Annotated in this window: 23 protein-coding genes and 1 tRNA gene; 11 read left to right on the top strand and 13 right to left on the bottom strand. The window is 46.4% G+C overall.

Annotated elements, in window-relative coordinates:
• The first annotated feature begins 104 nt into the window (after positions 1-104).
• Positions 105-1,238, top strand: a complete 1,134-nt coding sequence (locus F4V72_RS04100) for a mechanosensitive ion channel family protein (protein WP_053529819.1) — start codon at positions 105-107, stop codon at positions 1,236-1,238.
• An 81-nt stretch (positions 1,239-1,319) separates the two neighbouring features.
• On the opposite strand, the gene F4V72_RS04095 is transcribed toward F4V72_RS04100, so the two are convergent.
• The 5 genes from F4V72_RS04095 to F4V72_RS04075 are packed head-to-tail and all read right to left on the bottom strand — an operon-like array spanning position 1,320 to position 6,111.
• On the bottom strand, positions 1,320-1,910 hold the full coding sequence (locus F4V72_RS04095; RefSeq protein WP_023247965.1) for an ATP-binding cassette domain-containing protein: 591 nt from the start codon (positions 1,908-1,910) through the stop codon (positions 1,320-1,322).
• Entirely contained in the window at positions 1,904-2,701 is a 798-nt protein-coding gene (locus F4V72_RS04090; RefSeq protein ID WP_023247964.1) for an ATP-binding cassette domain-containing protein, read from the bottom strand. The genes F4V72_RS04095 and F4V72_RS04090 overlap by 7 nt, the downstream gene beginning before the upstream one ends.
• Positions 2,695-3,507 (bottom strand): ABC transporter permease, encoded by an 813-nt coding sequence (locus F4V72_RS04085; protein ID WP_023247963.1) that lies wholly within the window; start codon positions 3,505-3,507, stop codon positions 2,695-2,697. Before F4V72_RS04085 ends, F4V72_RS04090 begins: the two co-directional genes overlap by 7 nt.
• Complete coding sequence (locus tag F4V72_RS04080; protein WP_063390369.1) at positions 3,497-4,471, bottom strand: ABC transporter permease; 975 nt, start codon at positions 4,469-4,471, stop codon at positions 3,497-3,499. Before F4V72_RS04080 ends, F4V72_RS04085 begins: the two co-directional genes overlap by 11 nt.
• A complete protein-coding gene (locus tag F4V72_RS04075) occupies positions 4,471-6,111 on the bottom strand; it encodes an ABC transporter substrate-binding protein (protein WP_072158718.1) in 1,641 nt (546 codons plus the stop codon). The genes F4V72_RS04080 and F4V72_RS04075 overlap by 1 nt, the downstream gene beginning before the upstream one ends.
• A 688-nt stretch (positions 6,112-6,799) precedes the next feature.
• On the opposite strand from F4V72_RS04075, the gene F4V72_RS04065 reads away from it, so the two are divergent.
• Both F4V72_RS04065 and F4V72_RS04060 read left to right on the top strand, forming a co-directional pair.
• Positions 6,800-7,114, top strand: coding sequence for a TRL-like family protein (locus F4V72_RS04065; protein WP_023247960.1), 315 nt, complete (start codon positions 6,800-6,802; stop codon positions 7,112-7,114).
• A 149-nt stretch (positions 7,115-7,263) separates the two neighbouring features.
• Positions 7,264-7,794, top strand: coding sequence for a cytochrome b (locus F4V72_RS04060; protein ID WP_023247959.1), 531 nt, complete (start codon positions 7,264-7,266; stop codon positions 7,792-7,794).
• Between the two features lie 81 nt (positions 7,795-7,875).
• Here the strand turns inward: F4V72_RS04060 and F4V72_RS04055 are convergent, their stop codons facing one another.
• From F4V72_RS04055 to F4V72_RS04040, 4 genes are all read right to left on the bottom strand, one after another.
• Positions 7,876-8,919 carry a sialidase family protein gene (locus tag F4V72_RS04055; protein WP_053509468.1) on the bottom strand — a complete coding sequence of 348 codons (1,044 nt, stop codon included), beginning with the start codon at positions 8,917-8,919 and terminating at the stop codon, positions 7,876-7,878.
• 339 nt (positions 8,920-9,258) lie between these two features.
• Positions 9,259-9,726, bottom strand: a complete 468-nt coding sequence (locus tag F4V72_RS04050; protein ID WP_044136293.1) for an Hsp20 family protein — start codon at positions 9,724-9,726, stop codon at positions 9,259-9,261.
• Positions 9,727-9,921: 195 nt separating this feature from the next.
• Positions 9,922-10,152, bottom strand: coding sequence for a hypothetical protein (locus F4V72_RS24705; RefSeq protein WP_044136291.1), 231 nt, complete (start codon positions 10,150-10,152; stop codon positions 9,922-9,924).
• Between the two features lie 192 nt (positions 10,153-10,344).
• Positions 10,345-10,470 carry a lipoprotein gene (locus tag F4V72_RS04040; protein WP_000758947.1) on the bottom strand — a complete coding sequence of 42 codons (126 nt, stop codon included), beginning with the start codon at positions 10,468-10,470 and terminating at the stop codon, positions 10,345-10,347.
• Positions 10,471-10,848: 378 nt separating this feature from the next.
• On the opposite strand from F4V72_RS04040, the gene F4V72_RS04035 reads away from it, so the two are divergent.
• Positions 10,849-11,193 carry a c-type lysozyme inhibitor gene (locus tag F4V72_RS04035; protein WP_023247956.1) on the top strand — a complete coding sequence of 115 codons (345 nt, stop codon included), beginning with the start codon at positions 10,849-10,851 and terminating at the stop codon, positions 11,191-11,193.
• Between the two features lie 749 nt (positions 11,194-11,942).
• On the opposite strand, the gene F4V72_RS04030 is transcribed toward F4V72_RS04035, so the two are convergent.
• Both F4V72_RS04030 and F4V72_RS04025 read right to left on the bottom strand, forming a co-directional pair.
• A tRNA-Arg gene (locus tag F4V72_RS04030) sits at positions 11,943-12,019 on the bottom strand.
• A 390-nt stretch (positions 12,020-12,409) separates the two neighbouring features.
• Positions 12,410-12,967, bottom strand: a complete 558-nt coding sequence (locus tag F4V72_RS04025; protein ID WP_023247955.1) for an Ail/Lom family outer membrane beta-barrel protein — start codon at positions 12,965-12,967, stop codon at positions 12,410-12,412.
• An 838-nt stretch (positions 12,968-13,805) separates the two neighbouring features.
• On the opposite strand from F4V72_RS04025, the gene pagD reads away from it, so the two are divergent.
• The 4 genes from pagD to msgA all read left to right on the top strand — a co-directional run bounded on the left by pagD (position 13,806) and on the right by msgA (position 15,933).
• The gene (gene pagD / locus F4V72_RS04015) at positions 13,806-14,069 is read left to right on the top strand and encodes a virulence protein PagD (RefSeq protein ID WP_136058238.1); all 264 of its coding nucleotides are present in this window, start codon (positions 13,806-13,808) and stop codon (positions 14,067-14,069) included.
• Positions 14,070-14,199: 130 nt separating this feature from the next.
• Positions 14,200-14,412 carry a cold shock-like protein CspH gene (gene cspH, locus F4V72_RS04010; RefSeq protein WP_023247953.1) on the top strand — a complete coding sequence of 71 codons (213 nt, stop codon included), beginning with the start codon at positions 14,200-14,202 and terminating at the stop codon, positions 14,410-14,412.
• A gap of 548 nt (positions 14,413-14,960) precedes the next feature.
• Complete coding sequence (locus tag F4V72_RS04005; protein WP_023247952.1) at positions 14,961-15,482, top strand: ricin-type beta-trefoil lectin domain protein; 522 nt, start codon at positions 14,961-14,963, stop codon at positions 15,480-15,482.
• A 211-nt stretch (positions 15,483-15,693) separates the two neighbouring features.
• Positions 15,694-15,933, top strand: coding sequence for a virulence protein MsgA (gene msgA / locus F4V72_RS04000; RefSeq protein ID WP_023247951.1), 240 nt, complete (start codon positions 15,694-15,696; stop codon positions 15,931-15,933).
• A gap of 92 nt (positions 15,934-16,025) precedes the next feature.
• Here the strand turns inward: msgA and F4V72_RS03995 are convergent, their stop codons facing one another.
• Positions 16,026-20,180, bottom strand: coding sequence for a S6 family peptidase (locus F4V72_RS03995; RefSeq protein ID WP_136058237.1), 4,155 nt, complete (start codon positions 20,178-20,180; stop codon positions 16,026-16,028).
• 619 nt (positions 20,181-20,799) lie between these two features.
• On the bottom strand, positions 20,800-20,985 hold the full coding sequence (locus tag F4V72_RS03990; RefSeq protein WP_136058236.1) for a hypothetical protein: 186 nt from the start codon (positions 20,983-20,985) through the stop codon (positions 20,800-20,802).
• A gap of 818 nt (positions 20,986-21,803) precedes the next feature.
• Between F4V72_RS03990 and F4V72_RS03980 the strand changes: the two genes are divergently transcribed.
• From F4V72_RS03980 to F4V72_RS03965, 3 genes are all read left to right on the top strand, one after another.
• Entirely contained in the window at positions 21,804-22,556 is a 753-nt protein-coding gene (locus F4V72_RS03980) for an SDR family NAD(P)-dependent oxidoreductase (protein ID WP_023247949.1), read from the top strand.
• Positions 22,557-22,918: 362 nt separating this feature from the next.
• Positions 22,919-23,320: a g-type lysoyme inhibitor PliG gene (gene pliG, locus F4V72_RS03975; RefSeq protein ID WP_023247948.1), complete on the top strand. Its 402-nt coding sequence runs from the start codon at positions 22,919-22,921 to the stop codon at positions 23,318-23,320.
• 543 nt (positions 23,321-23,863) lie between these two features.
• Positions 23,864-24,154 (top strand): Bor family protein, encoded by a 291-nt coding sequence (locus F4V72_RS03965; protein ID WP_023247946.1) that lies wholly within the window; start codon positions 23,864-23,866, stop codon positions 24,152-24,154.
• Positions 24,155-24,503 lie beyond the last annotated feature (349 nt).

Here is a 24,503-nt window from a genome sequence, read left to right as displayed (position 1 = left end):
TTGAACAAAATCGCTGAATAAAACAGCAATAATAAAGCTGGAAATCGGCCTCCGTGATGTGACGTCTATACTGTAATGTTCATCTGCTTTTCATCGGAGGTAAAATGGAGTATCTGGCACGACTAAATATCGTTACGATGCTGATGTCGACGACATTCTGGATCAACCTGGCGGTCGTTTTTTTCGTCACCCTCATCACATACTGGCTTATCAACTGGCTACTCAATGTGGTCTATAAAACGCTACAACGCCCGGATAAAAAGGATGATGCTCATGGGCGGCTACGCTCCATTATTTTCGAGATGTTGAAAAAGACCAGTAAAATGCTGATCTTTTTTGCCGCATTTCTCTTTAGCCTGCGTTTTGTCGCCCTGCCCGACCGGTTATTCTCTACCCTTTCACACGCCTGGTTTTTAGTGGTTGCGATTCAAATGGCGATTTGGCTTGATCAGGGCGTACAGTCATGGATGCGTCATCTACTGTATGCCCCAGGCTCCAATAAAAACCCGGTGACGCTGGTCATTCTTGGTATGATTTTGCGCGTGCTCGTCTGGTCTATGATGCTGCTCTCCATCCTGGCGAACGTCGGCGTGGATATTACCGCGCTGGTCGCAAGCCTTGGCGTTGGCGGTATTGCTATTGCCCTGGCGGTGCAGACCGTTCTGAGCGATGTCTTCGCTTCGCTGTCGATTGGTTTCGACAAACCCTTCGAAATCGGCGATTTCGTCGTCTTTAATGATGTAGCCGGTACGATTGAACATATCGGTCTGAAAACCACTCGCATCCGTAGCCTCAGCGGCGAACAGATCGTTTGTGCGAACGCGCAGTTGTTGCAGCAAACCATACACAACTATAAACGGATGCAAACGCGTCGTATCGTATTTACTTTTGGCGTCGCCACTGCGACACCGCCGGAAAAGTTACGCCTCATCGGTGATATGGTGAAAAAGATTATTACCGATGTTGGCGAAACACAATTCGACCGCGCCCATTTGTTGGCCTTTGATCAGGATCGGCTGACCTATGAGGTGGTGCATATCGTCAATACCGCGGATTACAATAAATACATGGATATTCAGCAAGAGATAAATATCCGTATTATTGAAAAATTAATTGAGAATGACATCGAACTGGCGCTGCCAAGTCTGGTCGTCAGAGCCCCCGTACAGGTTGAAGAGACCACGGACTACAGTAATACCGCTGATGCAAAAGACGCAGATAAACGCGTCATCCAGTAAAAATTATGCCAACAATACCGGGAACCAATGGGTTCCCGGTGCCTTAACGGCGACTCTGCTATGCGGGGAAACGACTTGCTACTATTCCACCCGTAAATGGCGGGTACAGACCTGATCAAGCAGCGCGGACTGATGACTAATCACCAACATCCCTAATGAACGGCTGCGGCACACCTCAAGCACGTATGCCCATATTGCTTTTTGAATAGACGGATCGAGTTGCGCCGTCATTTCGTCAGCAATCAGAAAACGCGTACGCGGGTCAAGCGCGCGCAATATCGCAATACGCGCCAACTCCCCGCCTGAGAGCTGCATTGGCCGACGCGTCAGCCACTCGGGTTGCACGCACAGACGCTTCAACGTTTCCGGGTCGGGGCGCCAGGCATCACGTACAGCGTCTCCGGCGCTTCGCCAGGGATTAAACGTTAGTTCAGGATGCTGGGGGACAAGCTGCACCGGACAATACTGATGCAGGGGTAACGGGCTGCCGTCCAGCAGAATGTCGCCTGCCGTCGGCTTCTGCCATCCGGCCAGGACGCGCCCCAACGTCGTTTTCCCCGTTCCGCTTGGCGCATGAATTCCTACCCGTTCACCGGCAGAAATCGCAAACGTCAGGTTCTGCCATAAGACTTTCCCGCCCTGACGAATAACGAGGTCGCGGCAGCTCAGCATTCTACGTTCTCTCCGGTCTGCATAAATAACGAGTTGATTTCAGGCAATGCTTGCCATTGCCGTTTTAACGGCTCACTCATCTCTTCCGGCTGTAATCGTTCGCGGCGAATATTGTCCGTGATATGGCCCTGATGCAGCGCCACAATGCGATCGGCATACCGCGCCGCCAGCAGCAGGTCATGAGTCACCCACAGCACGCCGCATCCCCGCTTGCAGAGACCTCGCAAGTGCTCAAGCAACTGGTTTGCCAGTGCCGTATCAAGCCAGGCGGTGATCTCATCCGCGAGGATATAACGTGCCTGGCTGAGCGAGGCATGGCAGGCCAGAATACGTTTAGCCATCCCGCCGGAGAGCTGGCGGGGAAAGCGTTCCAGGACCGTCGGTTCAAGATCGCTTTGCTGTAATAGCTGTACCATCTGTGCCTCATCCCAGGTACGTCCGGTCAGATGACATGCTCTGCTCAAATGTTTTTTGATATTCAGCATGGGATTAAGCGCCTGTACTCCCTGCGGCACGTAGCTAAAAGTATTCCCCCTAAGCTGCCTGATGGTATGTCTGTCCAGTTGGTTGCCATCAAGCATAATCTCACCACGAAAGCGTAAGTTTTCCGGCAACAGATCGAGCAGGCATTGCAGCAGCAGACTTTTGCCCTCCCCGCTACCGCCAACCAATGCCACCATTTCGCCGGGCGCGATATCAAAAGAGACATTCTGTAACAACGCTGACCAGCGTCTCGCGCCATACCAGCGATAACGCGCGCTCTCCAGCGTGACCTGTCGTAAGCTCAGCATACGTCACTCCTTAGCCACAACCGCTGAACGGCGCGCGCAAACTGATCGAAGAGCATCACCAGCGTGAATAACATTAGCCCCGGAAACAGCACCAGCCACCAGTTACCATGGCTAATAAACCGTAGCGCATCCGCCAGCAACAGCCCCAGTGAAGGTTCATGCGGCGCCAGCCCAAACCCCAGAAAACTTAACGCCGCGCTGTGCAATACCGCATGAGGAAACATCAATAACGTCCCCGTCAGCCATTGCGGCAACAGCGCCGGAAGATAGTGGTATCGCCAGCAATAAAGGTGTCCATGCCCCAGACGATACGTCAATGTCAGGTAGTCACTCTGCGCTACCCGCTCCGCGTCGGCGCGCAGAATCAGCGCCAGACGGGGCCAGTGCGTTAACGCCACGGCCGCAATGACGCCGCTTTTACCACCGCCAAGCGTAAAACAGATAAGGATCAGCAAAAGTAAATGCGGCATGGCGAGCATGGCATCCGTTATCAGCCGCATCAGGAGATCCAGTCGGGTATGAATACGCGCCGCTGCCGCCATCACTAGCGCGATAACGCCGCTGCACAGCGCGGCGCCAATGCCAATTTGTAAACTGGTGAAGGCGCCCTGAAAGCAACGAAGCCATACATCGCGCCCCAGATTATCGGTGCCAAACCAGTGCTGGATATCAGGCGACAGATGCCGGGCAAGCAAATTAACCTCTGGCGGCTGGCTCAATGTGGCATAACCGTATCCGGCAATAAACAGCAGGCAGGCGACGGAGAGAATCAAACGCAGCAACGTCGGGGCAGGATTATAGAGCATCGGGACGCTCCAGCGATCGATTAAGTACCACCACAAGCCAGGCTGAAATCGTATTTCCGGCAAACACTAATAGCGTACTGAATAGGACGATCCCCATGAGCAGCGGAACATCGCCGCGCAGGCCGGCATCGATAGTGGCCTGCCCCAGCCCCGGATACGCAAAGACTTTTTCCGCCAGTAACGCCCCTCCCAGCAGCTCGCCCAGAGAAGCAAACTGTAAACAGATCGCTGGGGTGATCGCATGACGTAACACCTGATGGCGTAATAGCGACCATCCTTTATCTCCCTGAGCACGCGCAAAACGAATAAATTCGCTCTTCATCACACTGGCTATTTTTTCCCGCGTATGCAACGCGATTTGCCCCATGCCCAACAGACTCAACGCACATACCGGCAGCACAAGATGGCGTAAACGTTCCGATAACAGAGCTGTTACTGCATTATTTCCGGGTTCCCAGGCGCAACAGACAGGCAATACCGGCCAGCGGACGGCAAATAGCGCCAGCAACAGCATTGCTATCCAGAAGGTGGGCAACGATGATAATAAATAGCTGATACGGCAAATCATCTTATCCGGCCAGCGGTGGAGAAAACGTCCGGCCAGAAAACCCAGTGCCACGCCCAGGACACCAGACAATAGCCAGGCGCCTGCCAGCAGCGCGAATGACGTCGCAAAACGTTCCCGGATCACGCTGGCGACAGGCGCGTTGAACAGCATAGAATAGCCCATGTCGCCCTGGAGCAGACGCCAAAACCAGTGACCGAAACGCTGCCACAGCGGCTGGTCAAGTCCCCAACGCGCCGCTATTCGCGCATATTGTTCTGGCGGCACATGGAGCAGATCGTTGCCGATATAAGCGCGAATAGGATCAACGGGCGAAAAGCTGAGCAGAATGAAGGTGCCGGCAGCCACCAGCACCAACAGGATAATCAGCCGCAAAAAATGACTGAAGAACAATTTCATTACCGGCAGGTCCAGGTCCAGTCATCAAGATTGTTTAACACCGACCAACTACCGTGGATTTCTGGCGCGCCTTTCCCCAGATCAATACAGGGGTTTGCCAGATAGGTATGCTGAATATTAAGTAGCCATGCCCATGCCGCATCGCCCTGGACGCCCGCGCCCTGCTTCCCGTCCCACTCAACCTGCTGCCAGAAAGGAATCGCCTTTTGCCAGTCAGGCGCATCTATAGCCTGTTTCAGATGTGCTTCTACCGCAGGGTTGCTGTAATAGCCTGGGTTATAATATTCCACCCCAGCGGCTTTCCCGCTGTAGTGATGGAAAAGTTCCATCGGGTCCAGACTTCCCCAGCCAAACAGAGTAGGGTTAGCGTGCATATGGCGCTCTACAGTTTCCCAGCTTCCTGATTGCAACGAGACGACAATGCCTAAAGGCTGCAACATGGCGCGCACCGCCTCGGCCAGATCCCGCCGGGTACTGTCGCCACTGGCATACCATAAGGTCAGACGCGCTTCTTTACCTGCTTTTTCACGCACGCCCGCACTGTTTATCTTCCAGCCAGCCTCATCCAGGATGGCGCGCGCTTTTGCAATATCGCCGTCGCTGAATACCACCGAAGGATTTTGCCACGGCAATCCCTGTACCGCGCTATAGGCGGGTATCGCATGGCCTTCCATCACCTGTTCCGCCAGTTGCTTACGATTAATGGCATAGTTAATTGCGCGCCTGATAGCGACATCAGCAGTCACATCGTTACCGACAGGATAGCCGTTAGCATCCTTTTTACCGGCTGGAACCATCGGGAAGACAATGCCTCGGTTTTCAACGCTATCGCGTACCCAGAGTTTAAGATTATCCTGCTGCGGGGCCACCGCCATAGAAGGGGCAATGCGCACCAGCCCCAACTGTCCGCTACGCGCAGCGGCATAGGCATTATCTTCATCCAGGAAGACAAAAACCAGCCGGTTAAAATCATTCTTTTTACCTGCATACCAGGGGTTGGCTTCAACAATCAGTTGCTGACCAGGCTGGAAACTAACCAGTCGGTACGGGCCGGCGCCTATCGGTTCGCGGGCGAACGTTTTTTCATCATAACGGCTGGCAGGAACAATCCCTAACGACCCTAATACATTCACAAAGGTGCTCTGCGGATGGCTCAGCGTCATCTCAATTCGGCGCGCATCCAGCGCTCGCGCATGACTAAAGTTGCCCATGTCAATTTTACCGCCGCTCTTCGCCGCTTTGTTATATGTAAATACGACATCTTCGGCAGTTAATGGCGAGCCATCGGAGAATTTCAGATCGGGTTTTAAGGTCAGTATCCAGGTTTTACCATCGGGGCTGGTATCCACTTTTTCCGTCAGTAAATTACCCCAACTCATATCGGCGTTTTGCTTGAGCAACGGCGCATGAAGCAATAAGTAACTGCCGTGGCTCCAGCCCAGCATAGGATCAAATCCTTCCGTTGGCTCAGGGCCAATGGCCAGCTTTAAGGTATGGCCATCTGCCGTGTCCGACGCAGCGAAAAGCGGCGAGGTGAATGCCAGAGCCATCGCGCACGTTATGAGCGCCAGTTTGCCTTTAATCATCAGTTTACCCCAGATTATGCGTTGTTTTTGTTCCTCCCGGCGAAGCGTAAACATCGGGAGGCCTCCTGAGGACGGCATTATGGCGAGCTTTTATGATGAAAAAAATGATGCAGAACAGAAAGTATGATGATCTCCTAAAAACATCATACGCAAAATGTTGATACCCACAGGGTATCAATGCAGGAAGCGTCAACGTGGATGAAAGGTCGCTTTTGGCAGGTATAAAACGAAAGAAAAATAGCGCCAGCAACACCGGGTTAATTAACGCTATCTTATTTCATCAATATTCCGTACTAAGCCTTCTCATCCTGTGCTGTACATTTTATCATCATCATTAGTCAGTACTGAAGCGTAAGAACCTATCGTAATTAGCGCCTCCTGGCTTTAAACCTAAACCATTATTAAACGAGCCGGGCATTAATGAAACTTACCATCAGAATGCCGGTCATATGGCAACTCAATGAAATGACATGCTATGGAGTCCAGCCGAAAATGTTAATGCCGACAAGGCTCATAATGATTTTTTTAGCCGTACTATTCTCATTGCTAACAGGATGTGCAAGTTATAAAAACTCTGCGTGGGGAATATATCCGGCCTCTACAGATATTTGTCCATCAGGTACGACATCAACAGGAGGATGCAAAGAGTAATATCGCATATTTAATATACATTATCTTTTAAATGGCTGTCCGGACGATTTCGGACGGTAGGCTTTCTATTAATTTATAATGGACTATTTCCATGAAAAATAAAAAACACATTTTTTCAATTATCTTTATTAGTTCTCTTTTAACTGGTTGTGCTACAGGACCATCACCGACAGGGATTGGATTATATACGGATGTTAAAGGGCCTATTACGGCCACCAGTCTCCCGGCGACCAAAACCGGTAAAGCGTGTGCGCAAACGGTATTGGGTATTGTGAATACCGGGGATGCATCTATTGATTCAGCGAAAAAATCGGGGGATATTTCTTTAGTTTCGAGTGTTGATTATGAAACTACAGGCTCATATCCGTTTTATGGTAAAACCTGTGTTGTCGTAAGAGGACAATAACAACAGTAAGCCGGCGATGCCGCCGGCTTTTTATCCCATTTTACGTGCCGCTATCTATGCCCGTTCCTCGCGATTAAGAGCCCCGTTTTAAGGTTCTGTTAAGATTTTACGCATACCCTACAAGCGGTTGTTAATAAAGGATAATAATAATGGCACATTTCTCAAGACTGCAAATAACGCTCCACTGGTTAACATTGTTCCTGATAGGTATCGCTTATGCCGCCATCGAGTTACGGGGGTGGGCGCCAAAAGGCTCCAGCGTTTACCTGTTTATGAAAGACATGCACTATGATATGGGCGCTCTGGTCTGGGCGCTGATGTTTTTACGGTTATATCTTAAACACAAATACCCAACCCCGGTCATTACGCCTCCCCCTCCTCGCTGGCAGCATGTGGCCGCCCAATTAATGCATATCGCGCTTTATCTCACTTTTCTCGCTTTACCGCTGCTGGGCGTCGCGATGATGACGTTAGGCGGAAAAAACTGGAGCTTTTTTGGTTTTACTGTACCGGTATTTTTGACGCCAGATAGCACGCTAAAATCGGATATAAAGCGCATTCATGAAATGCTGGCCAATATCGGTTATTTCCTGATTGCAATGCATGCAGCAGCGGCATTGTTTCACCATTACATACAAAAAGACGATACATTTTCAAGAATGTTGCCCGGTAAATCGTAATTATTCGGCCATCTCGGCGTGACAGACCACTCCTGGCAAGGCGTTATTATTCCGGCGCTATCGGTCTCGACTTATAGCGCCTTACACAGTTTGTAATCGACAATATACGATATTTTTCCGGTTCCACGTGTAGGTGATATGTATGACTCCCCCCTCGCTAATAATAGCGGGATAAGAATACTCACCACGGTCACTTTCCAGGTCCAGTAACGGTAGCCATGATGTGCCATTATCATGGGAGGCAATAAGTGAAAGCGGATAACGCTTTCCCCAGTTGCCACTGACAGGATTTAAAGCAAGAATCAGCGTACCGTCCTGCATACTAACCAGATCGATACCACTATTATTATTCGGTAAAGATGTGGCGCGGGCAATAGACCAGCTAACGCCATAATCGATTGAATCACTGCGAAAAATTGCCCCACGTGTACTTCGTAACAACATATGAATATGCCCCGGAGAAGATTCCCACAGCGTAGGCTGAATAACGCCATCCCAGCGCAGGAGGTTTTCCAGACAACACTCCCACAGCATGCCCTTTTTTACACCATCCCACAACGCTACGTTTTTCCCGGAAATAGCGCCATAGGGTTCCAACGGCACAAAAGAGATATTCCAATGTTTTCCTTCGTCACAGGAGCGATCCACAAATGCTTCCCAACGTTCAGCATTTTCAATCGACCCTGGCGCAATCCAGGCGCCATTTGATGCCAGCAGGAGTTTATTTTTTACGGGACCTCGCGGCAGAATATCACCGTTGACCAACTCAGCTGGCGTACTCCAGGTAAATCCTCGATCGCTGGAGGTGATAAACCAGGTTTTCCACACGTGTACGTCGCTGCCTACTTTATAAAATAACCACAATTTATCCGACGGGTAAAATAACACCGGATTCCAGTGTGCTTCCCCCTCGCGTGCCGCCACTCGCTGCGGTTTTGTCCAGATATTATGTTCATAGCGAGATAACCAGATGGCTGTATCTTTGCTTCCTTCGCACAGCCCCGCGAACCATGCGGCCACGAGCGTACCGCACGGTAAGCGCGCAAGCGTAGAGGCATGGCACTGGAAAGGCTCGGTTTCGCTTTCAGGTATAATGACCTGCCGATTAACGAGCTCTAATTTCATATCTGCCTCTGATAAATGATGTAGAAAGGCATCAGCTTTTTTCACGTATGACAGCAGTCATAGCAGAAATAGCATCAACAAAATTAAAACGATGCATCGTTATACGAAGTTACGTTCAGACACCGCACCATAACAGGCAGGATATAGAGAATGGACAAAAATTGGACTGACCTCGCGGATAATTCCAACCTACCGCCGTCCAATGGCGACGAGGTCAGTGGCACGGGATAATATAGAGGTCAGGGTTATAATATTTAGCGATCTGTGCCTACAAGCAAGGCGAAACCCTTTTTGCTACAGACAATGAAGACCCGTCTAAACGGGCCTTCATTAACGCGATTATGATTTGTGTTCAATCGCCTTTGGTTTGCTTTCTATGGCAATTTTTTTCGGTTTCTCGCTTTCAGGAATCTCCTGGTAAATCTCTACCAACAAGAGCCCCTGCTCCAGTTTCGCATTATTCACCTTAGCATGTTCAGGCAAAGAAAAACTCAACTGGAAATCCGACTTACGAATACCACGATAAATCCAGTGTGTCTGATCCTCTACAGTATCTTCAGTGTGTTTACCCGTAATATTCAGGTTGCTGCCAACCGTTTCAATTTCAAGCTCTTCCTCCTTCCAGCCAGGAACGCTCACGATAAGTAGATAGTTATTCGCATCGCGCTTTTTCAGATCGTAAGCTGGCGTCGCAGCGACTGGCGTATCTCCTGTTAATTGACTGAAAAGTCTATCAATACGGTTGAAACGGTCCGAGAAAAGAGAATCAGCAAACCCGGGAAGTGCTGACAAGGTACTGAGTGCCATCATTAACCTCCTGAATCACTATTCAAAAGTTCAACATCACGGCAAGCATTGCTTGTCCACTGACTACATAAGGACGGATAAACCATTTTCAAGCCTATAAAAGCATCTTTTTAGTTATGAATTTAAGCGGTTAACGAAAAATGCCCCTCCGTTCATCGTAATTTCTGACATCTTTTCATCTTTACAATTTTTTCATCATCGACACAATTGATAATGATTATCATTTGTATTAGTGTATGGAGGTTGGTTATGGCAGTGACCAACGCCCTTCTCCATTATCAGACCCAGCGCCGCCTTCGGGCGGCCTTTTGGGAGGAAATATGGTCGCCAAAAATAAAATTCACGGTCGGCGCATGTGTCAACCTCTACAACGGTTACACAAACATTGTTTTTTTCAGCAACTGGCGGTAAACCCAACCGGAACAAAATATGTTTCAGTCACTTCTGAAACAAAAACCTGGCTTATACATCTTGTGACTTCAGTGGATACGCGATAGCTACTGTTCACGTGATACTAAGACTTTAATGAAATGGTATTCATGCATCTACCATTTGCGCCCGGCAACTCTTGGGCGCAACACCTGAAGATATGCTACCCGTTACCAACCGACAGGAGATTTAGTTATCGTCTCCGGCGTAAAAAACTTCGATATCTTTGTTAAACCATTTATCAATATTGTGCCACATCAGACAACCTGTCAGAAAACTTGCGATCAAAATCCCTCCTATAAGCCACTTTTTCACATATACTCCTGAATAATCCCTGTTGATTCCATTACCTGATCGATAATAAAAAGACCACCATTTGAAGAAATAGTTTCACTGATAGATTCTGTATGAAGCAAGATAGTGAACAGCACTGCTTTCTTCGGTTTCTATGCCATAGTATTGAGCAGCGGCGAAGATCGTTTTCCATCGTGTCATAATGATTTGCAGCCTATAGTTTATGATTTTAAGATTTATCTGCTCATCGCATATGTCAATGACGGATAAATTATAACTCGCTTTTCTGGCGCTACTTTTCGCCAGTAAACAGGAATACTACAGCATTAATGATATTGATGCTGTCTTATCTCCCGCTCTTCAGGGAATTAACTACAACAATATGAACAAAGGATACTAATGATGAAACGTAAATTGATCCCATTTACCCTCTTTCTTGCGGCGCTTAGCGTCAGTACCGCATCTATGGCAGCTTCGCAGGAAATTTCTAAATCTATATACACCTGTAATGATAACCAGGTGATGGAGGTGATTTACATCAACACCGAGGCTGGAAATGCCTATGCGATTATCAATCAGGTAAACGAGATGATCCCGATGCGGATAATGAAAATGGCCTCAGGAGCAAACTATGAAGCTATGGACAAAAATTATACATATAAGCTTTATACAAAAGGCAAAACGGCTGAACTGGTAGAAGGTGATGATAAACCTGTTCTCAGCAACTGTTCCTTAGCTAACTAATCTTTAGAAATGCCTGAAGTCTTGTCATCAGGCATTTCCTCTTCAACCTTTCCTGGACAGAATACGTGAATCACTACGGTGTTATCATGGCTAATTAATAGCCATTTTTAATCATGGTTAGTCCCATTTTTAAAGAAAAGTTCGAACTATCTGAATTGTCGTTGTTTAGCGTCTAAATGTTTTGCTTTATTAGGTGGCATAGGTAGAATTCGCAGCGGCTGGTAACCATTCATATTCGCACTATCGAACGATCACCAGCCAACCGCGCCAGGGTCTTGCATACGCTCTGGCGCGGTTAAACCTTCAGACCGCGAACGGAACCATTTATTTCTGCTATTGATCATACCTTTCAAGCTAACCAGTATTATTCTGACCTGCCTGATGTAAAAAAGCCCACCCTACTGAACCGTAGAGGGTAAATTTTGTTTTATAAAAATAGCGGTGCCGGGTGCCTCCCGGTGAACCATACCACAGTCAATATGGTTCGCGAGGAACATTAACTATTTCGACTGGACGCCCCGCCGCAAAGGGGGATTCACCGCATAAGAAAAATCTACAACTCACCGGGAATAAAAGACAATAACATTTTTGTGCATTTTTTATAAATGACTATCTTGTCACGTAATAAATGAAATTATTCTGTAACAGAGTTGCAAGACATAACTTATTCAAAACTGAAGTGGTCAGTGGGAATCGAACCCACATCATCAGCCAGACACTGAGGTAATAACATTATACGACAACCACATTGGACCGCCACCGAGGTCTCGAACCTCGCACCATCAACTTAGGAGGTTGATGCTCTATCCAGCTGAGCTAGTGGCGGCTGGAGACTCCTGCCAGGAGCAAAAATGGTACTCTATTGGATATAAAATACATCCCTTGCTACTTTTCAGAAGTCTGTCAACGGCGGGTACAATATGCGAAGGGGATCACAAAATCTTGATGACATTGTGATTAATTCAGAGAAAATTTTTCAGGGTGAATCTTGTTAGATCTGTCGTTATTTACACCAGGCCTTCATGCTTACCACATACCTGAACTACCTTGATTCCTTGCAACAATCACCTACCTGCGCTCATGCTGTGGAATGTTATGTTCAGAGCGATATCACGAAACGAGAAGAGACAAGAAGATACTTGTTTACAGTAAAAAATCCTCTTTATTTTATTAACTGGCTGTGCGGAAGGCGAACCTTCCGCATAGATCATGCTTTTCAGAAACGGTATCCAACCCCAACGTTGAAGCCGTTTATTTTTGTAGAGGAAATATTGCTTCCTTCATACCCAACATCGATAACAATATTCTCCAGCGGATTCATCTGTACACCCGCGCCCCACGCAAAGCCCGTTTTCCTTGAGGATATTTTGGCAGAGTCCGTGTCACCACCCTGAGTGGAATGCTCTTTTAACGTCGCCTTCATTGTACCGACACCTGCCAGCGCGTATAACGAGAAATTGTCGGTCAATCGATAAGCCGGCCCAACCATTAAAGAGCCGTACTTCACCTCAAACTTGTCATGGTAATGAATGCCTTCGGGCTCAATAGAGCCGGAAGCCTGGCTATCTCCATATAAATAACTTAGCGAAGTAATGAAACTTACCGGAGAGTCATCCTCATAGCGGTATTTCATATTTACCCCACGGATATTTTTGAAATCCTGAACTTTACTTTGTGCATATCCCACGGAAAACGCGTTAGTATCGGCCTGTGCAACATTTACAACCAAAACGCTTGTAGTAATAACTAAAGTGGAAAAAATAAGCTTTTTCATAACAACTCCTTAATACTACTTCTTATTTACGGTGCGTTTAAACACCCGCAGTACCGATCCGACATTCAGTTATCGCCACTATGCCGAACCGACAAAACCAGGAATAATTCACCGCTATCGCTCCCGATGCGTTTACTTCTTAAAAGACATTTTTACTAACGAGAACCCGTACCGTCTATTAAGGAAACCCGTTCTCCAAGGTCATCTTTTTTTTATAGATTTACATTCTAATCTTTCTCACACACACTAATTTAAGAGGTTCCATGAAACGTCTGGCCATTACAGAAAAACCAACTACTAACATAACCCACTGATATGCAAAGATAAACGCCCACACCACTCGCATACCGAAATATCTGACGCCGACCAGCTAAAAACATGTCCAGTAAGCAAACTCTCCATATAACCAGAACATATTGCATTGTGCTTCACAGTCCTCACTTGACTCTCCAGACGAAATACAGTTATATGCCATCGCTGGCGCTGCGACCATATTCACTATGATGCCCAGTAACATTGCCAGAAAAAACTTCACGATACGCTTCATTGCCTCTCCGATGTAATTTTTAATATATCTATCAATTACAACATTTCTTGTCATAAGAATAGAATCAACACCACAATTCCAACATAAATATCGCCCGTGTTGAGAGAGAGTTTACATTCTATAAAAATAATAACGGATGCAAATATTGATTGTTCAATAAAATATTCCACCCCTACAATAAAGCACATTAATATTAAAAACGATTAACTCTTCGTTTAATAAAAGATGGTAGTTATGTTCCATAATACAGTATATAAAATACATGAGTCATTGCATATAACAGGAGGTGTTATGAAACATCATGCTTTTATGCTTTGGTCATTGATTATTTTTTCATTGCCTGTTTTGGCCCATTCATACCGTTCCGTCAGTTTACAACAGGCATCATGGGAAATTTTTATCTACGATTTTGGTAGTAAGACCCCGCAACCACCTGCAAATATCGATAAAAAGCAAACCAGGAAAATCAGTTCACCGTCCTGCTCTACTACAAAACCCATGATGCCCACGCCAATTAACGGATCTAAAAAAGAGAATACTTTCTCCAGAACGTAATGCCATTATTTGCGATGGTGTCAATAGACTACTTTTAGCCGTCCAGAAATCTTTATTGCTATTAAATATAGCTGGTATTATTTTTCCTGACGTGTATAGTGCGCCTCGTTATCCCCTTTAAGGAATTTGTTTGTCTCGTAAAATGACAGGAATTGTCAAAACTTTTGATTGTAAGAGCGGTAAAGGTCTCATCACCCCCTCCGATGGCCGTAAAGATGTTCAGGTCCACATTTCAGCATGTAACCAACACGAAGCAGAAGCGCTTATCCCAGGTATACGCGTTGAGTTCTGTCGTATTAATGGCCTCCGTGGACCTACTGCCGCCAACGTTTATCTTTCATAATTCATAATTCTGCATTTTTTCAGAAAAAGTGAATAAGGTCGTTATGGCCCGGGCGTTCGGCTGTTTATTTAAGGTGTCTGGCTGATAGTGCTAATCGTTCATATTATACGTTAGAAATTAATGAACTACCTTTACTTTTGCCTGATCATAAGCACATACATATAGCTCCGTAGTCTGGAATGAAATTTTGCTTAAAAATACCGCAGGATATCGTCATTGACAAAAATCTAAAGGGTTTATTTTATCAGTGATATCCCACCCCCTCTTTTATCGCATATCGGATGTCAGCAAATCCTCTCGCGTTGTTTAACGCAGAGAAATGTACAACCGTTTTCCGCTGTGATAACATTTAATATTACAACAGTATCCAATGCTATATACCTATCGTCGTCTGAGTTGCTTCCTGGTTGACTGCGTGCAATTAACCGAATTATTTATGTAAGTCTATCAGAATTCTCTCTATTGCCACCTCGACACCAGGTGATATCCAGTGGGTATAAACCACTTAATATAGTTATAACGCTATTTATTTTTAGGGTAATAATTGAATGGCATTACTTTCAGGAAAAACCACTCTGGTTCTCTGCCTCTCCTCTATTTTATGTGGGTGTACGACTAACGGCTTACCCGCCCCTTATAGTATTAATTTATCGTTCCCGGTCATTACACAAAACCAGATTAATTCCGGCGGTTATTACATAAATGATGCGGAACAGATTCGGACAACAGATGGTTTGTGCCTTGATGCTGGCTCAGAGCAACAGAATCATTTGACGCTGCAGGAGTGTAAACATGTGCAATCTCAGCTTTTCTCATTTCACCGCGACAAAATCACGCATGGTGAGAAATGCCTGGATGCTGCGGGACAGGGTACGAAAGAAGGCACGCCAGTCATTCTTTATTCATGCACGGGTAATGATAACCAGCGCTGGTTCACAGATGATAACAACATTAAGGGGAAACAGAGCCGAAAATGCCTGGGCACGAATAGCATTATTGTCAGAAAAGGCGACCCGGTTGTATTGGCCGATTGCGATTTCAGCCGCGCCCTGGAATTTACCATCAGGTAGCAGGTACCTACAGGATACCTCCGTGAAAACAGAGCGGCTAACGTCATAGCACAGCAACAGGTTGGCAGCTTTCACTTTTATGTTCTGTTAATTTAATTTGATGTCCGCACCGTTAACCACCATCAGGATGACAAAACGGTGGCCAGACCTTGACACTGGTTATATACCCAGTTTAAATACTGTTTATCTAACCAGTAAAAAGGAAATGGCGATGTTCGTCGAACTCGTTTATGACAAGCGAAACGTTGAAGGCCTGCCGGGGGCACGAGAAATTATCCTTAATGAACTCACAAAGCGCGTACACCGGCTCTTTCCCGCGGCACAAGTGAAAGTTAAACCAATGCAGGCAAACGCATTAAACAGTGACTGTACAAAAACCGAGAAAGAACGGCTGAACCGTATGCTGGAAGAGATGTTTGAAGAGGCCGATATGTGGCTGGTTGCAGAATAACTATTTTTCGCCCCCTGCGAAAGTACAGTATGTCCGGGAAAAAACAGCGCCCTAAGGCGCTGTTTGTGAGGATATAACGCAAACGCCGCCACTCAGAACATATAGCGGAAGTTAGCGTTTATGGCATGATCAACATTATATTTGCCAAATGCCGACTGCTCCAGTTCCAGACCAAAACGGACATTGTCCTTCACCTGCGCATTCAACCCCACGTTGTACAGCATTCTGCTGTCCTTCTTACCGGTAAAACGTTTCTCTCCGGATGCATCGCGTAGCGCCGTCTCGCCATTGGCCACCAGGTCAAACTGATAATCCACGCCAGTACGGGCCGTAACGCTCCAGTCCTTTCCACTGAACGTTTTCCCCAGAGCCACGCCTGTACGCCCTATCAGTGGATTATAGGTCTTGCTACGCATCGACACATCCATGCCGTTATCATTCCATTTCAGCGTCGTTCCGGACACGGTTCCGTATACCAGTTCCGCCTGTGGCTCAATGTACAAACTTTCTGTCAGGTGGTAGCGATATCCGCCCTCCAGACCGGCATACCATGAGTGTGTACCGTAATTCCGTTTGCCCAGACCAGCAAATCCGGCATTATAGTCATTATCATGGTGGATATACTTACCGATAACGTCCATATATATCCCCGAATCAAACATCACAGATGCGTACAACCCACCGCCGAGCGAATGCGTGTCGCCGCTATAGGCCCGACCGCTGGCGCTGCTATCGGTATAACTCATCAGGACACCGGTGAATAAGTCAGCCTCTGACAACCGGTGTTTTTTATCAAACCCCGTTTGCAAATGGGTGTAGCGATCAGAATATCCGGCGTCACCGGTTCCGGCGCCGTTCATGATACGTACCCACATCCCATCCTCGCCCTGAGTATCACGCAGATCCCCCATACGCTTATTCAGATTATTCACTTCGGTCATGAAGTTTTTATATCCCATGCCCATAAAGCTGTTGGCCGACGTGGCTGACCCTTTGTCCGGCGCGGATTTAAACCCGTCCAGTACCCACTGTATTTTGCCATCCTGCTCTGTTGTGTGCAGGGTCGGCGTCACCAGACTAAAACCGGTCACCCGCTCTGCGGCCTTAAACATCGCTGGATTTGTCCCCGCCGGGGCGCTGACCAGTGGAATATTCAGGGATTCTTGTCCGGACGGTTTTTTCAGGAAGTTCACAAACAGGGTGTTGTCCCGACCCTCTGCTTTCTGGTTCACTACAATCTTGTCACTGTCCTTCAGGTCCGTTCTGAGTGCAAAAGCAGACTGGCTGGCCTGTAATGTGTCGGTAGTCAGAGTGTGAAATCCGCGCCCGGTAAAGCCGGCCAGCGACCGGGTCATACTCAGTGCCCCTATACGAGAATCACCAGGCATCTGCCACTGCGTATCCGTCATCGCCATTCGCCCTTGCGGGGCGCTGACATTACCCGAATAAACATTACGAAAGCCATTGAACAGACTGTACATCATCTGCTCTTCCAGGGGCAGATTATCCGCCAGGGCGACATTTTCACTACTGCCAATGGTAATACCTGCATCACCCTCTGCCCGGATATCGCCGGTAACAAAGGTGTAAGGAGAGAACTGTAGTTCACTCGCGGCGCCCAACTGATAACCCGCGCCATAATTGGTGGAATAAAACGCCGGACTCATCTGTCCGGATTGGCTACCTGCAGGCGCGCCTGCCAGACTCAGCGTAGCGGCTGGTCCGACAATAACGTCTGAATCACTCCACCACCCCCCGGTGGCGGTCAATCGAGCCCCCTCCTGAAGAGTCAGTGACGTGTTGCCGAACCGGCTGTAATCATCCAGCTTCGCATGACGCGAGGAAACGGTGACGACGCTATCCTGACTTTGGATACTGCCAGTGAAAATTTCACGTACGTCCAGAGTTGACTGCTTGCTAAGCGTCACTTTCCCGACATAGCGGCTCATGTCCGCTTCCTGTCCGGCAACCGAGGTTCCCTTTTGTGGCGTCACTTTTGTGCCATTCCCGTCATTCAGGTCGATATACAAATTTGGTGTACCCAACGTCACGGACGAATGAACAGCCTCAATATCCCCATTCAGCGACGCGTTTCTGGCCAGGCCGAAATCGGTATTGTTCAGCAACAGCGTTTTCAGACGAAATGTCCGGTTCTCCCAGTCAGGCTGATCAAAAGAGATGGGTTGATTTCTGACAGAATCATCACCAAGGGATTTTAGTTTATCAGTCAACCATTTACCGTTATAAGCATGGATAACTGGATGGCCCTGGAACGTCAGTTGACCACCAGATTGCATCAACTTGCCATCTGGCGTATCTATATTGCCGTCAAAAATAAGGCCGCCGTTACTGTGAGAGGTATCAATATTAAGATGAATATTGCCAGTGATATTACCGTGATAAATTCGATCATCGACAGGACGCCGTGATTTTACCCGCTCAACGGCCTGCGTCTCATTGTGTCCAACATACTCCCAACTGTCGTTGTCTGACTGATTGACAGGATAATATCCATATCCTTTTTTCTTCTGGATAAAATAATCCACTGTATGGGCGTAAGGGTTATTATATTTATACAATAACCCGGCAGCACCGCCGGAAGATTTATTTTTATCCCAGTCATTAATAGTCACCGTCATGTCCGTGAGGGGCTTAATTGAAACTGTGGCAAAGGTATCGCTGGTATTAATGATGTCCGCACCATTATCCGCGGCGTTAACTTTATGAAAAGTGACGTCATTGCCATTGACATCAAGCCGGCCTCCCCTGAAGCCCCAGCTAATGTTATCAGGATTCACCTGTCGGCTGTCGGTAAGAACCACCGTGGGTCGGCCACTGGCGATATTCACCGAACTGAAGGCCTGAACATTTCCGTCCTCATCCGGACGCTGAGCCAGAATAACTGTACCATCCCCAACCTTCAATCCGCCCGGGTTAATACCAGTACCATTGACCTTTAGCACGCCCTCGCCGACCTTATGCAAGTTGTCGCCCTGAACCCCGTTCACCTGCCAGTTCACCTCTGCATCCCGGGTAATATCCAGACCTGCGCCCTTCCAGGTGGAACCGTTAGTGGTGAATACCGTATAATTATGGTTAAAGGACAGCGCCCCCGCGCCCTGGTTAACCGTGTCTTCCAGTACAATCTGACCGTCAACACCATTGAATACCAGATTTTTACCCGCATTCAGGTTGGCGCCTTTCTGGCCATGCATCTGATAGACAGTCTCTTGCTGGGTAAGCGTTCCTGTACCATCTGTCGAGTCAAACGCCCAGCGCAAGGGGCCTTGTCCGGCCATAAAAGTTACTGGCGCATCGGTATCGTCCTGAATGGCCTGATTTACAAAATTCGCATCAACCACTGCCCAGTTAGTGCCGCCGCCGCCGCCGGAACTATCCACCCCGACAATGACCCACTTTTGTAAAACAGAATCATAGGCGAATAAAGGTGAACCACTATCACCACTGCGTGGGTGTGTTCCCATCGGCCCCTGCGCCAGGCTATACAACTGGTTATTGGTATTGGTACTGATCATCTTGCCCTGATCATAAGACCCCAGTGAGCCCGCCGTTCCGCCGGTCAGATAACTGTATGCGCCGGAAATTGAGGTGATATGGCCATTTGTATCTCTAATTTCCTGGGTTCCGGACCCTACCCGGTAAAATGCGGGATAACGATTTTTATCACTATAAGCGCCAGACACCATCCCCGACTGTGTCATCAAAGAAGGCTCGACTTCTGTGACTAATTTATTTAAACGTGGGGCATGAAAATCTCGTCCAGGCTGATTATTCCTGTCAACAAGACGATACCCATTCTCGCCATCACCAAAACTGACACTCTGATAGCCGCCATTATGTTTTACGCTCACGATATACTGTGGCGAAACAAGTGTGGCAACCGCTGACTGATGATTGGCACTGCTGAAATCGGGCATTGGAACATTATTCAAATAGCCAATAACCGCGCCTGTTTTGCTGTAAATAGGGATATTCATACTGCCTGGCGTAAATTGCCCTTTATTCTCCGCAAAATCTCTTATTGTCTGGTAGGGGATATCATACCTGACGACTGAGGCCAGCGATGTAATTGAATATCCTAAAAGAAGGGTGTTAATAATAACTGATGGAATAAGTTTTTTTATCAGACCTGTGCGAGAAGATTTTTTTACATGAGTTGCCAGTTCTGAAACAGGCACAAGAGCACCTTGTCTGACACTATACTTCAGAGCGTATATTTTATTCATGGATAATCCCTGTATATTTTATTATACAATACGAGTTGGATGTCAGTCCTGACATTAGAAAACGTACCAGCTATAAAAATGATTGGCAATAGAATACCATAAATGAAAAATATTTTTTTACATTCGTAAGTTTTTACTTTCGAAAATATATCACACACTACCAAAAATGGTAGTAAATAGAGTTTGCATTAAAGCGCTCGATTTACCACATCGCCACAGACAAAAAAATCTCATAAAATAAAATCACCGAAATACTGTTTCATCAAAAAACACATACCTGGAAGATAATATAGTTCTGGTTTTCCGATCCCAGTACATATTTCATAAATCGCCACAGTACCAGCCCCAATAACGACCTGATGCTCTTCGTTTTTGGCAAGCCACTCGGCCAGGACACGCGAGTGCCGATGGACATAATGTAAAAGAAGAGAATAATAAACGGTGGCAGACTTCCTCAGCAGGAGGCGCTATGCGAAGTATCGGGGCCGCCATTCATTTGCGCTCACCGGCAAGCAATAGCGTCTCCCCGACTTCAGCCGAATGAAGAAACGTCGCCGTCGGACAGGCAAGTACTTTTTGAGGCTGAAAACACTGGCATCTCCGGGACAGCAGGATAACCTCACCGCAGACGAATGCCCGGAACCGGTGAAACCATCTGCACGATTGCCTCCGGTAAAAGCAGCGCCCCTTCCCCTGTCACACTTTCATTGAGCGACCAGGAATAGTATTCGACACAACCTCCGGAAAGTGCTGGCGTGACCCGACGAGTTTGATTACGGGCCAGATTATCGGTATTTTGAGTCAAGTGAAGTGCTACGCTCAGTGCAGGTTAAGGAACCACCACCTTCTCCGAAGGCCGGCTCGCGTTGTCTTTACCCAGCCTGGAGTGAACTTACACTCCAGACCAGTGTTGAGCACAACTTAATGTTTATAAACAAAATATAAATCCGAATGGATCAAGACCACTACATATCTCTGTGCATAAATCTACCGAGTGATATTCATTCAAACACGTCATCGCCTGTGCTGGTACGGAAAAAACAGACCCCATGAAGACTGAAAATATCAGACACATAAATTTAATTGTATACATAATCCCTCCGAACGACATTCTACTTTGTTCACCCCCACCCCAGAATAAGAGTAAAAGAGATATTTCCTTGCCATAGCGATATAATGACTCCGTTGATAAAGAATTTACTTCTCATTATAAACAATGGCCCACATTAGTTTATCAAGCAGCAATTTCTCATACAACGCACACCAATAGCACAAATATATAAAAACGTTGTTCTGAATAAATTTTATGGCTTGTATATTTGATAACGCTAACCTTTAGCTATCACATAATATTACTTTTAAATATTTTCAATCAATTTCTCGAAACTATTCTTAGCGTTACTAAAACTTATCATCTTGTTGCAATATAATTTACATATAAATATAGAAAACATTAAAGCCATCCGGTATTTTCATCTATTTTTTCACAAAAAAAGCTTTTATCACGATATATAACCCCACGCCTACACATTAATAACAATAAATCAACCACTTATAATTCCTTGATATCTGGTTAGATAGGTTTACGTTGTATTTTTCATTATTGTTCATGAGGTATTCGGTATGTCTGCAAAAACAATTGTGATCACTGGAGCACTTTCTGGTATTGGCGAGGAATGTAGCTACCAGTTTGCATATGAAAAATATAACCTTATTTTTTCAGGACTAGATATTAAGCAAGGTGAGGCATTGCAAACAAAACTGCGGAAAGTCCACCCTCAGTGCCATTTTATCATGGCGGATGTAACTGACGAAAAGCAGGTTATAAATCTGATAAAGTTCACCATAAAAATATATGGAAGAGTTGATGTAGTGATCAACAGCGCAGGAACAGAAGGCCATCCCTCAACGCACGAAAACACCACTGTTGATGATTTTCATCATGTATTTAATACTAATGTACTTGGAACTCAGCTTGTAATGAAACATGCCTTACCCATTATGTGTAAACAGTGCTTTGGTAGTCTGATAAATATCTCCTCACGAGCCGGGCAAGCAGGTGTTTCCGGAGGGGGTATTTATGCTGCCAGTAAACATGCTGTTAACGGACTAACCCGCTCTGCGGCATTAGAGGTTGCAGCTAAAGGCGTTAGAGTAAATGCTATTGCACCGGGCCCTGTAGATACAGATTTATTCGATCGCTTTGTTGGGCGCGACAAGGTGAAAAAGGCAGCCTTTCTCAACAGGATGCCTTCCGGAGAAATCATAACTACAAAAGAAATTGCTGGTATAGCGTTATTTTTGGCTTCTGATACTGCCCGCTCTATCATAGGTCAGATAATTACTGTAGATGGCGGCTATTCAGTTGGAATATAAAAAATTTCCGCTTCTCACTAAGGATTAAAAATTAGTTTTTATACAACCTGCACATCTGATCATTTTTAGTTTAAAATTCGCATAACCCATGAAATATACAGATTACAACTCAGTACTATAAAACGATTCAGATAAAACAAAGCCAAAACAAAACGCATTCAGATGAAATTATATATCAAGGCATCCATATCATCAGGGATGCATCTATCCTTATCATCACCTTCAAAAGTCCTTAATTCTCCTGACGATGGGAATAAGTTACTCACTTAATGCTCCGAAACGACGGCAAGGCTCTGGATCACTACGACATATTGTTATAGTATAACAAAGCTTCATGCTAATCCTGATGGAGAAACTGACATATGAAAAGCAAGCGCATCGGTAAAGCCGTTTTTCTTTTAGCTCTCCTAACCTCAACGTGTTTTGCTGCTGGTAAGAACGTAAATGTCGAGTTCAATAAAGGACATTACAGTGCCCAATACTCAGGAATAATAAAGGGATACGATTACGATACCTATAAGTTTCAGGCCAAAAAAGGACAACAGCTCCATGTCAGTATTTCGAATGAAGGCGCAGATACTTACCTGTTCGGGCCCGGGATAAGCGACTCAGTTGATCTTTCCAGATACTCACCAGCACTTAGTGATAGCGGACAGTACACGCTCCCCGCATCCGGTCACTATGAACTGAGAATACTTCAAACGCGCAATGATGCCCGTAAAAACAAAGCTAAAAAATACAGGGTCAGTATTCAGATAAAGTAGACATGAATCCAGCGGCGTCACTCCCGTCATAACCTGGCTCCGACCGGGTATACCGATGACAATTGTGCAAAATTAAGCGGAGAAGATCATCAAATGAAAATCAGAAAAATATTCGCCATATCATTGGCTGCCTCATCGTTTAGTTGCCTGGCGTTCAAAGCGCCGCCCAACGTGACATCCACGACTCCTGATAAAGTTAACGCTCTCGAAAGTAAGATTCTGGGCAGCTTTTACAGTCAGCATGGCACTCTACCGCAGGTAACTATCCTTGGGACGTGTGACGCCTCCCCCGTTCCTGGTTGCTCATGCCCATTCTGCACAATGCTCCGTAGCCATATACGATAATGAGCTATGTGCCTGAACTGACATTCCCGGTAATACAGGAATACCCAGCCCCTTGAGCCGGGCCCCTCGTATGCTGGCCTCAATCAAATGATAAAAATTATCATTTCCAATCATAAAAGAATTGTATATAATCCCCTTCCGTTACAAACGGACAGACTAAAAATGACTCGATTGACATTATTACCATGGAGGTAATTTATGATTAAGACTGTATCCGCTTTTGCGCTGGTACTTCTCCTCTCAGGTTGCGCTCAACAAACATTTAAAATGAGTTCTGAACCCGTTGCCTCACCCAAAAAGGTTATCACCCATCATTTCTTTATTTCAGGACTGGGGCAGAAAAAAACCGTTGATGCCGCTGCAATCTGCGGTGGCGCAGATAAAGTGATGCGTACGGAAACCCAGCAAACCTTTGTGAACGGCCTATTAGGTTTTGTCACTCTTGGAATTTACACGCCCCTTGAAGCCCGAGTGTATTGTTCAAATTAACCTTGTAGCCCGTGCTGGCGGGCTACTGAAGAAAAAACAAAAGCCATAAGTTAAAACAAAGGAATTAATTGAATGAAATATATTATTCTAATTTCTGTGCTTTTATTATCCGCGTGTTCCGGCCCTCGAGGAGTGACATGGGGAGTCACGCCAGCAAACTCTGATATATGTCCGTCAGGAAAATCATCCTCAGGAGAGTGCCGTTAGACACTCATTGCACACACTCGAACGCTACTAAGAAGTTCGATTTCCGCCTCGCTCATCATGTATATACGAGCCGACGAAGGAATAATGCACCATGGCAAAAGACACGCCGTATGACATCCCATGGTCATTTTGTCCATTGTTA

Origin of the sequence: Salmonella enterica subsp. diarizonae (genome assembly GCF_008692785.1) — a bacterium.
Lineage (GTDB): Bacteria > Pseudomonadota > Gammaproteobacteria > Enterobacterales > Enterobacteriaceae > Salmonella > Salmonella diarizonae.
This window is presented reverse-complemented; position numbering and strand designations above follow the sequence as displayed.

Bases quoted from the DNA above. Each gene is read 5' to 3' on its own strand.
- F4V72_RS03995 (WP_136058237.1), bottom strand. From the start codon at position 20,180: ATGAATAAAATATACGCTCTGAAGTATAGTGTCAGACAAGGTGCTCTT.
- F4V72_RS04060 (WP_023247959.1), top strand. From the start codon at position 7,264: ATGGCACATTTCTCAAGACTGCAAATAACGCTCCACTGGTTAACATTG.
- F4V72_RS04065 (WP_023247960.1), top strand. From the start codon at position 6,800: ATGAAAAATAAAAAACACATTTTTTCAATTATCTTTATTAGTTCTCTT.
- msgA (WP_023247951.1), top strand. From the start codon at position 15,694: ATGTTCGTCGAACTCGTTTATGACAAGCGAAACGTTGAAGGCCTGCCG.
- F4V72_RS04050 (WP_044136293.1), bottom strand. From the start codon at position 9,726: ATGGCACTCAGTACCTTGTCAGCACTTCCCGGGTTTGCTGATTCTCTT.
- F4V72_RS04055 (WP_053509468.1), bottom strand. From the start codon at position 8,919: ATGAAATTAGAGCTCGTTAATCGGCAGGTCATTATACCTGAAAGCGAA.
- F4V72_RS04080 (WP_063390369.1), bottom strand. From the start codon at position 4,471: ATGAAATTGTTCTTCAGTCATTTTTTGCGGCTGATTATCCTGTTGGTG.
- F4V72_RS04095 (WP_023247965.1), bottom strand. From the start codon at position 1,910: ATGCTGAGCTGCCGCGACCTCGTTATTCGTCAGGGCGGGAAAGTCTTA.
- pliG (WP_023247948.1), top strand. From the start codon at position 22,919: ATGAAAAGCAAGCGCATCGGTAAAGCCGTTTTTCTTTTAGCTCTCCTA.
- F4V72_RS03965 (WP_023247946.1), top strand. From the start codon at position 23,864: ATGATTAAGACTGTATCCGCTTTTGCGCTGGTACTTCTCCTCTCAGGT.
- F4V72_RS04100 (WP_053529819.1), top strand. From the start codon at position 105: ATGGAGTATCTGGCACGACTAAATATCGTTACGATGCTGATGTCGACG.
- pagD (WP_136058238.1), top strand. From the start codon at position 13,806: ATGAAACATCATGCTTTTATGCTTTGGTCATTGATTATTTTTTCATTG.
- F4V72_RS04025 (WP_023247955.1), bottom strand. From the start codon at position 12,967: ATGAAAAAGCTTATTTTTTCCACTTTAGTTATTACTACAAGCGTTTTG.
- F4V72_RS03980 (WP_023247949.1), top strand. From the start codon at position 21,804: ATGTCTGCAAAAACAATTGTGATCACTGGAGCACTTTCTGGTATTGGC.
- F4V72_RS04035 (WP_023247956.1), top strand. From the start codon at position 10,849: ATGATGAAACGTAAATTGATCCCATTTACCCTCTTTCTTGCGGCGCTT.
- F4V72_RS04090 (WP_023247964.1), bottom strand. From the start codon at position 2,701: ATGCTGAGCTTACGACAGGTCACGCTGGAGAGCGCGCGTTATCGCTGG.
- F4V72_RS04075 (WP_072158718.1), bottom strand. From the start codon at position 6,111: ATGTTTACGCTTCGCCGGGAGGAACAAAAACAACGCATAATCTGGGGT.
- F4V72_RS04005 (WP_023247952.1), top strand. From the start codon at position 14,961: ATGGCATTACTTTCAGGAAAAACCACTCTGGTTCTCTGCCTCTCCTCT.
- F4V72_RS04085 (WP_023247963.1), bottom strand. From the start codon at position 3,507: ATGCTCTATAATCCTGCCCCGACGTTGCTGCGTTTGATTCTCTCCGTC.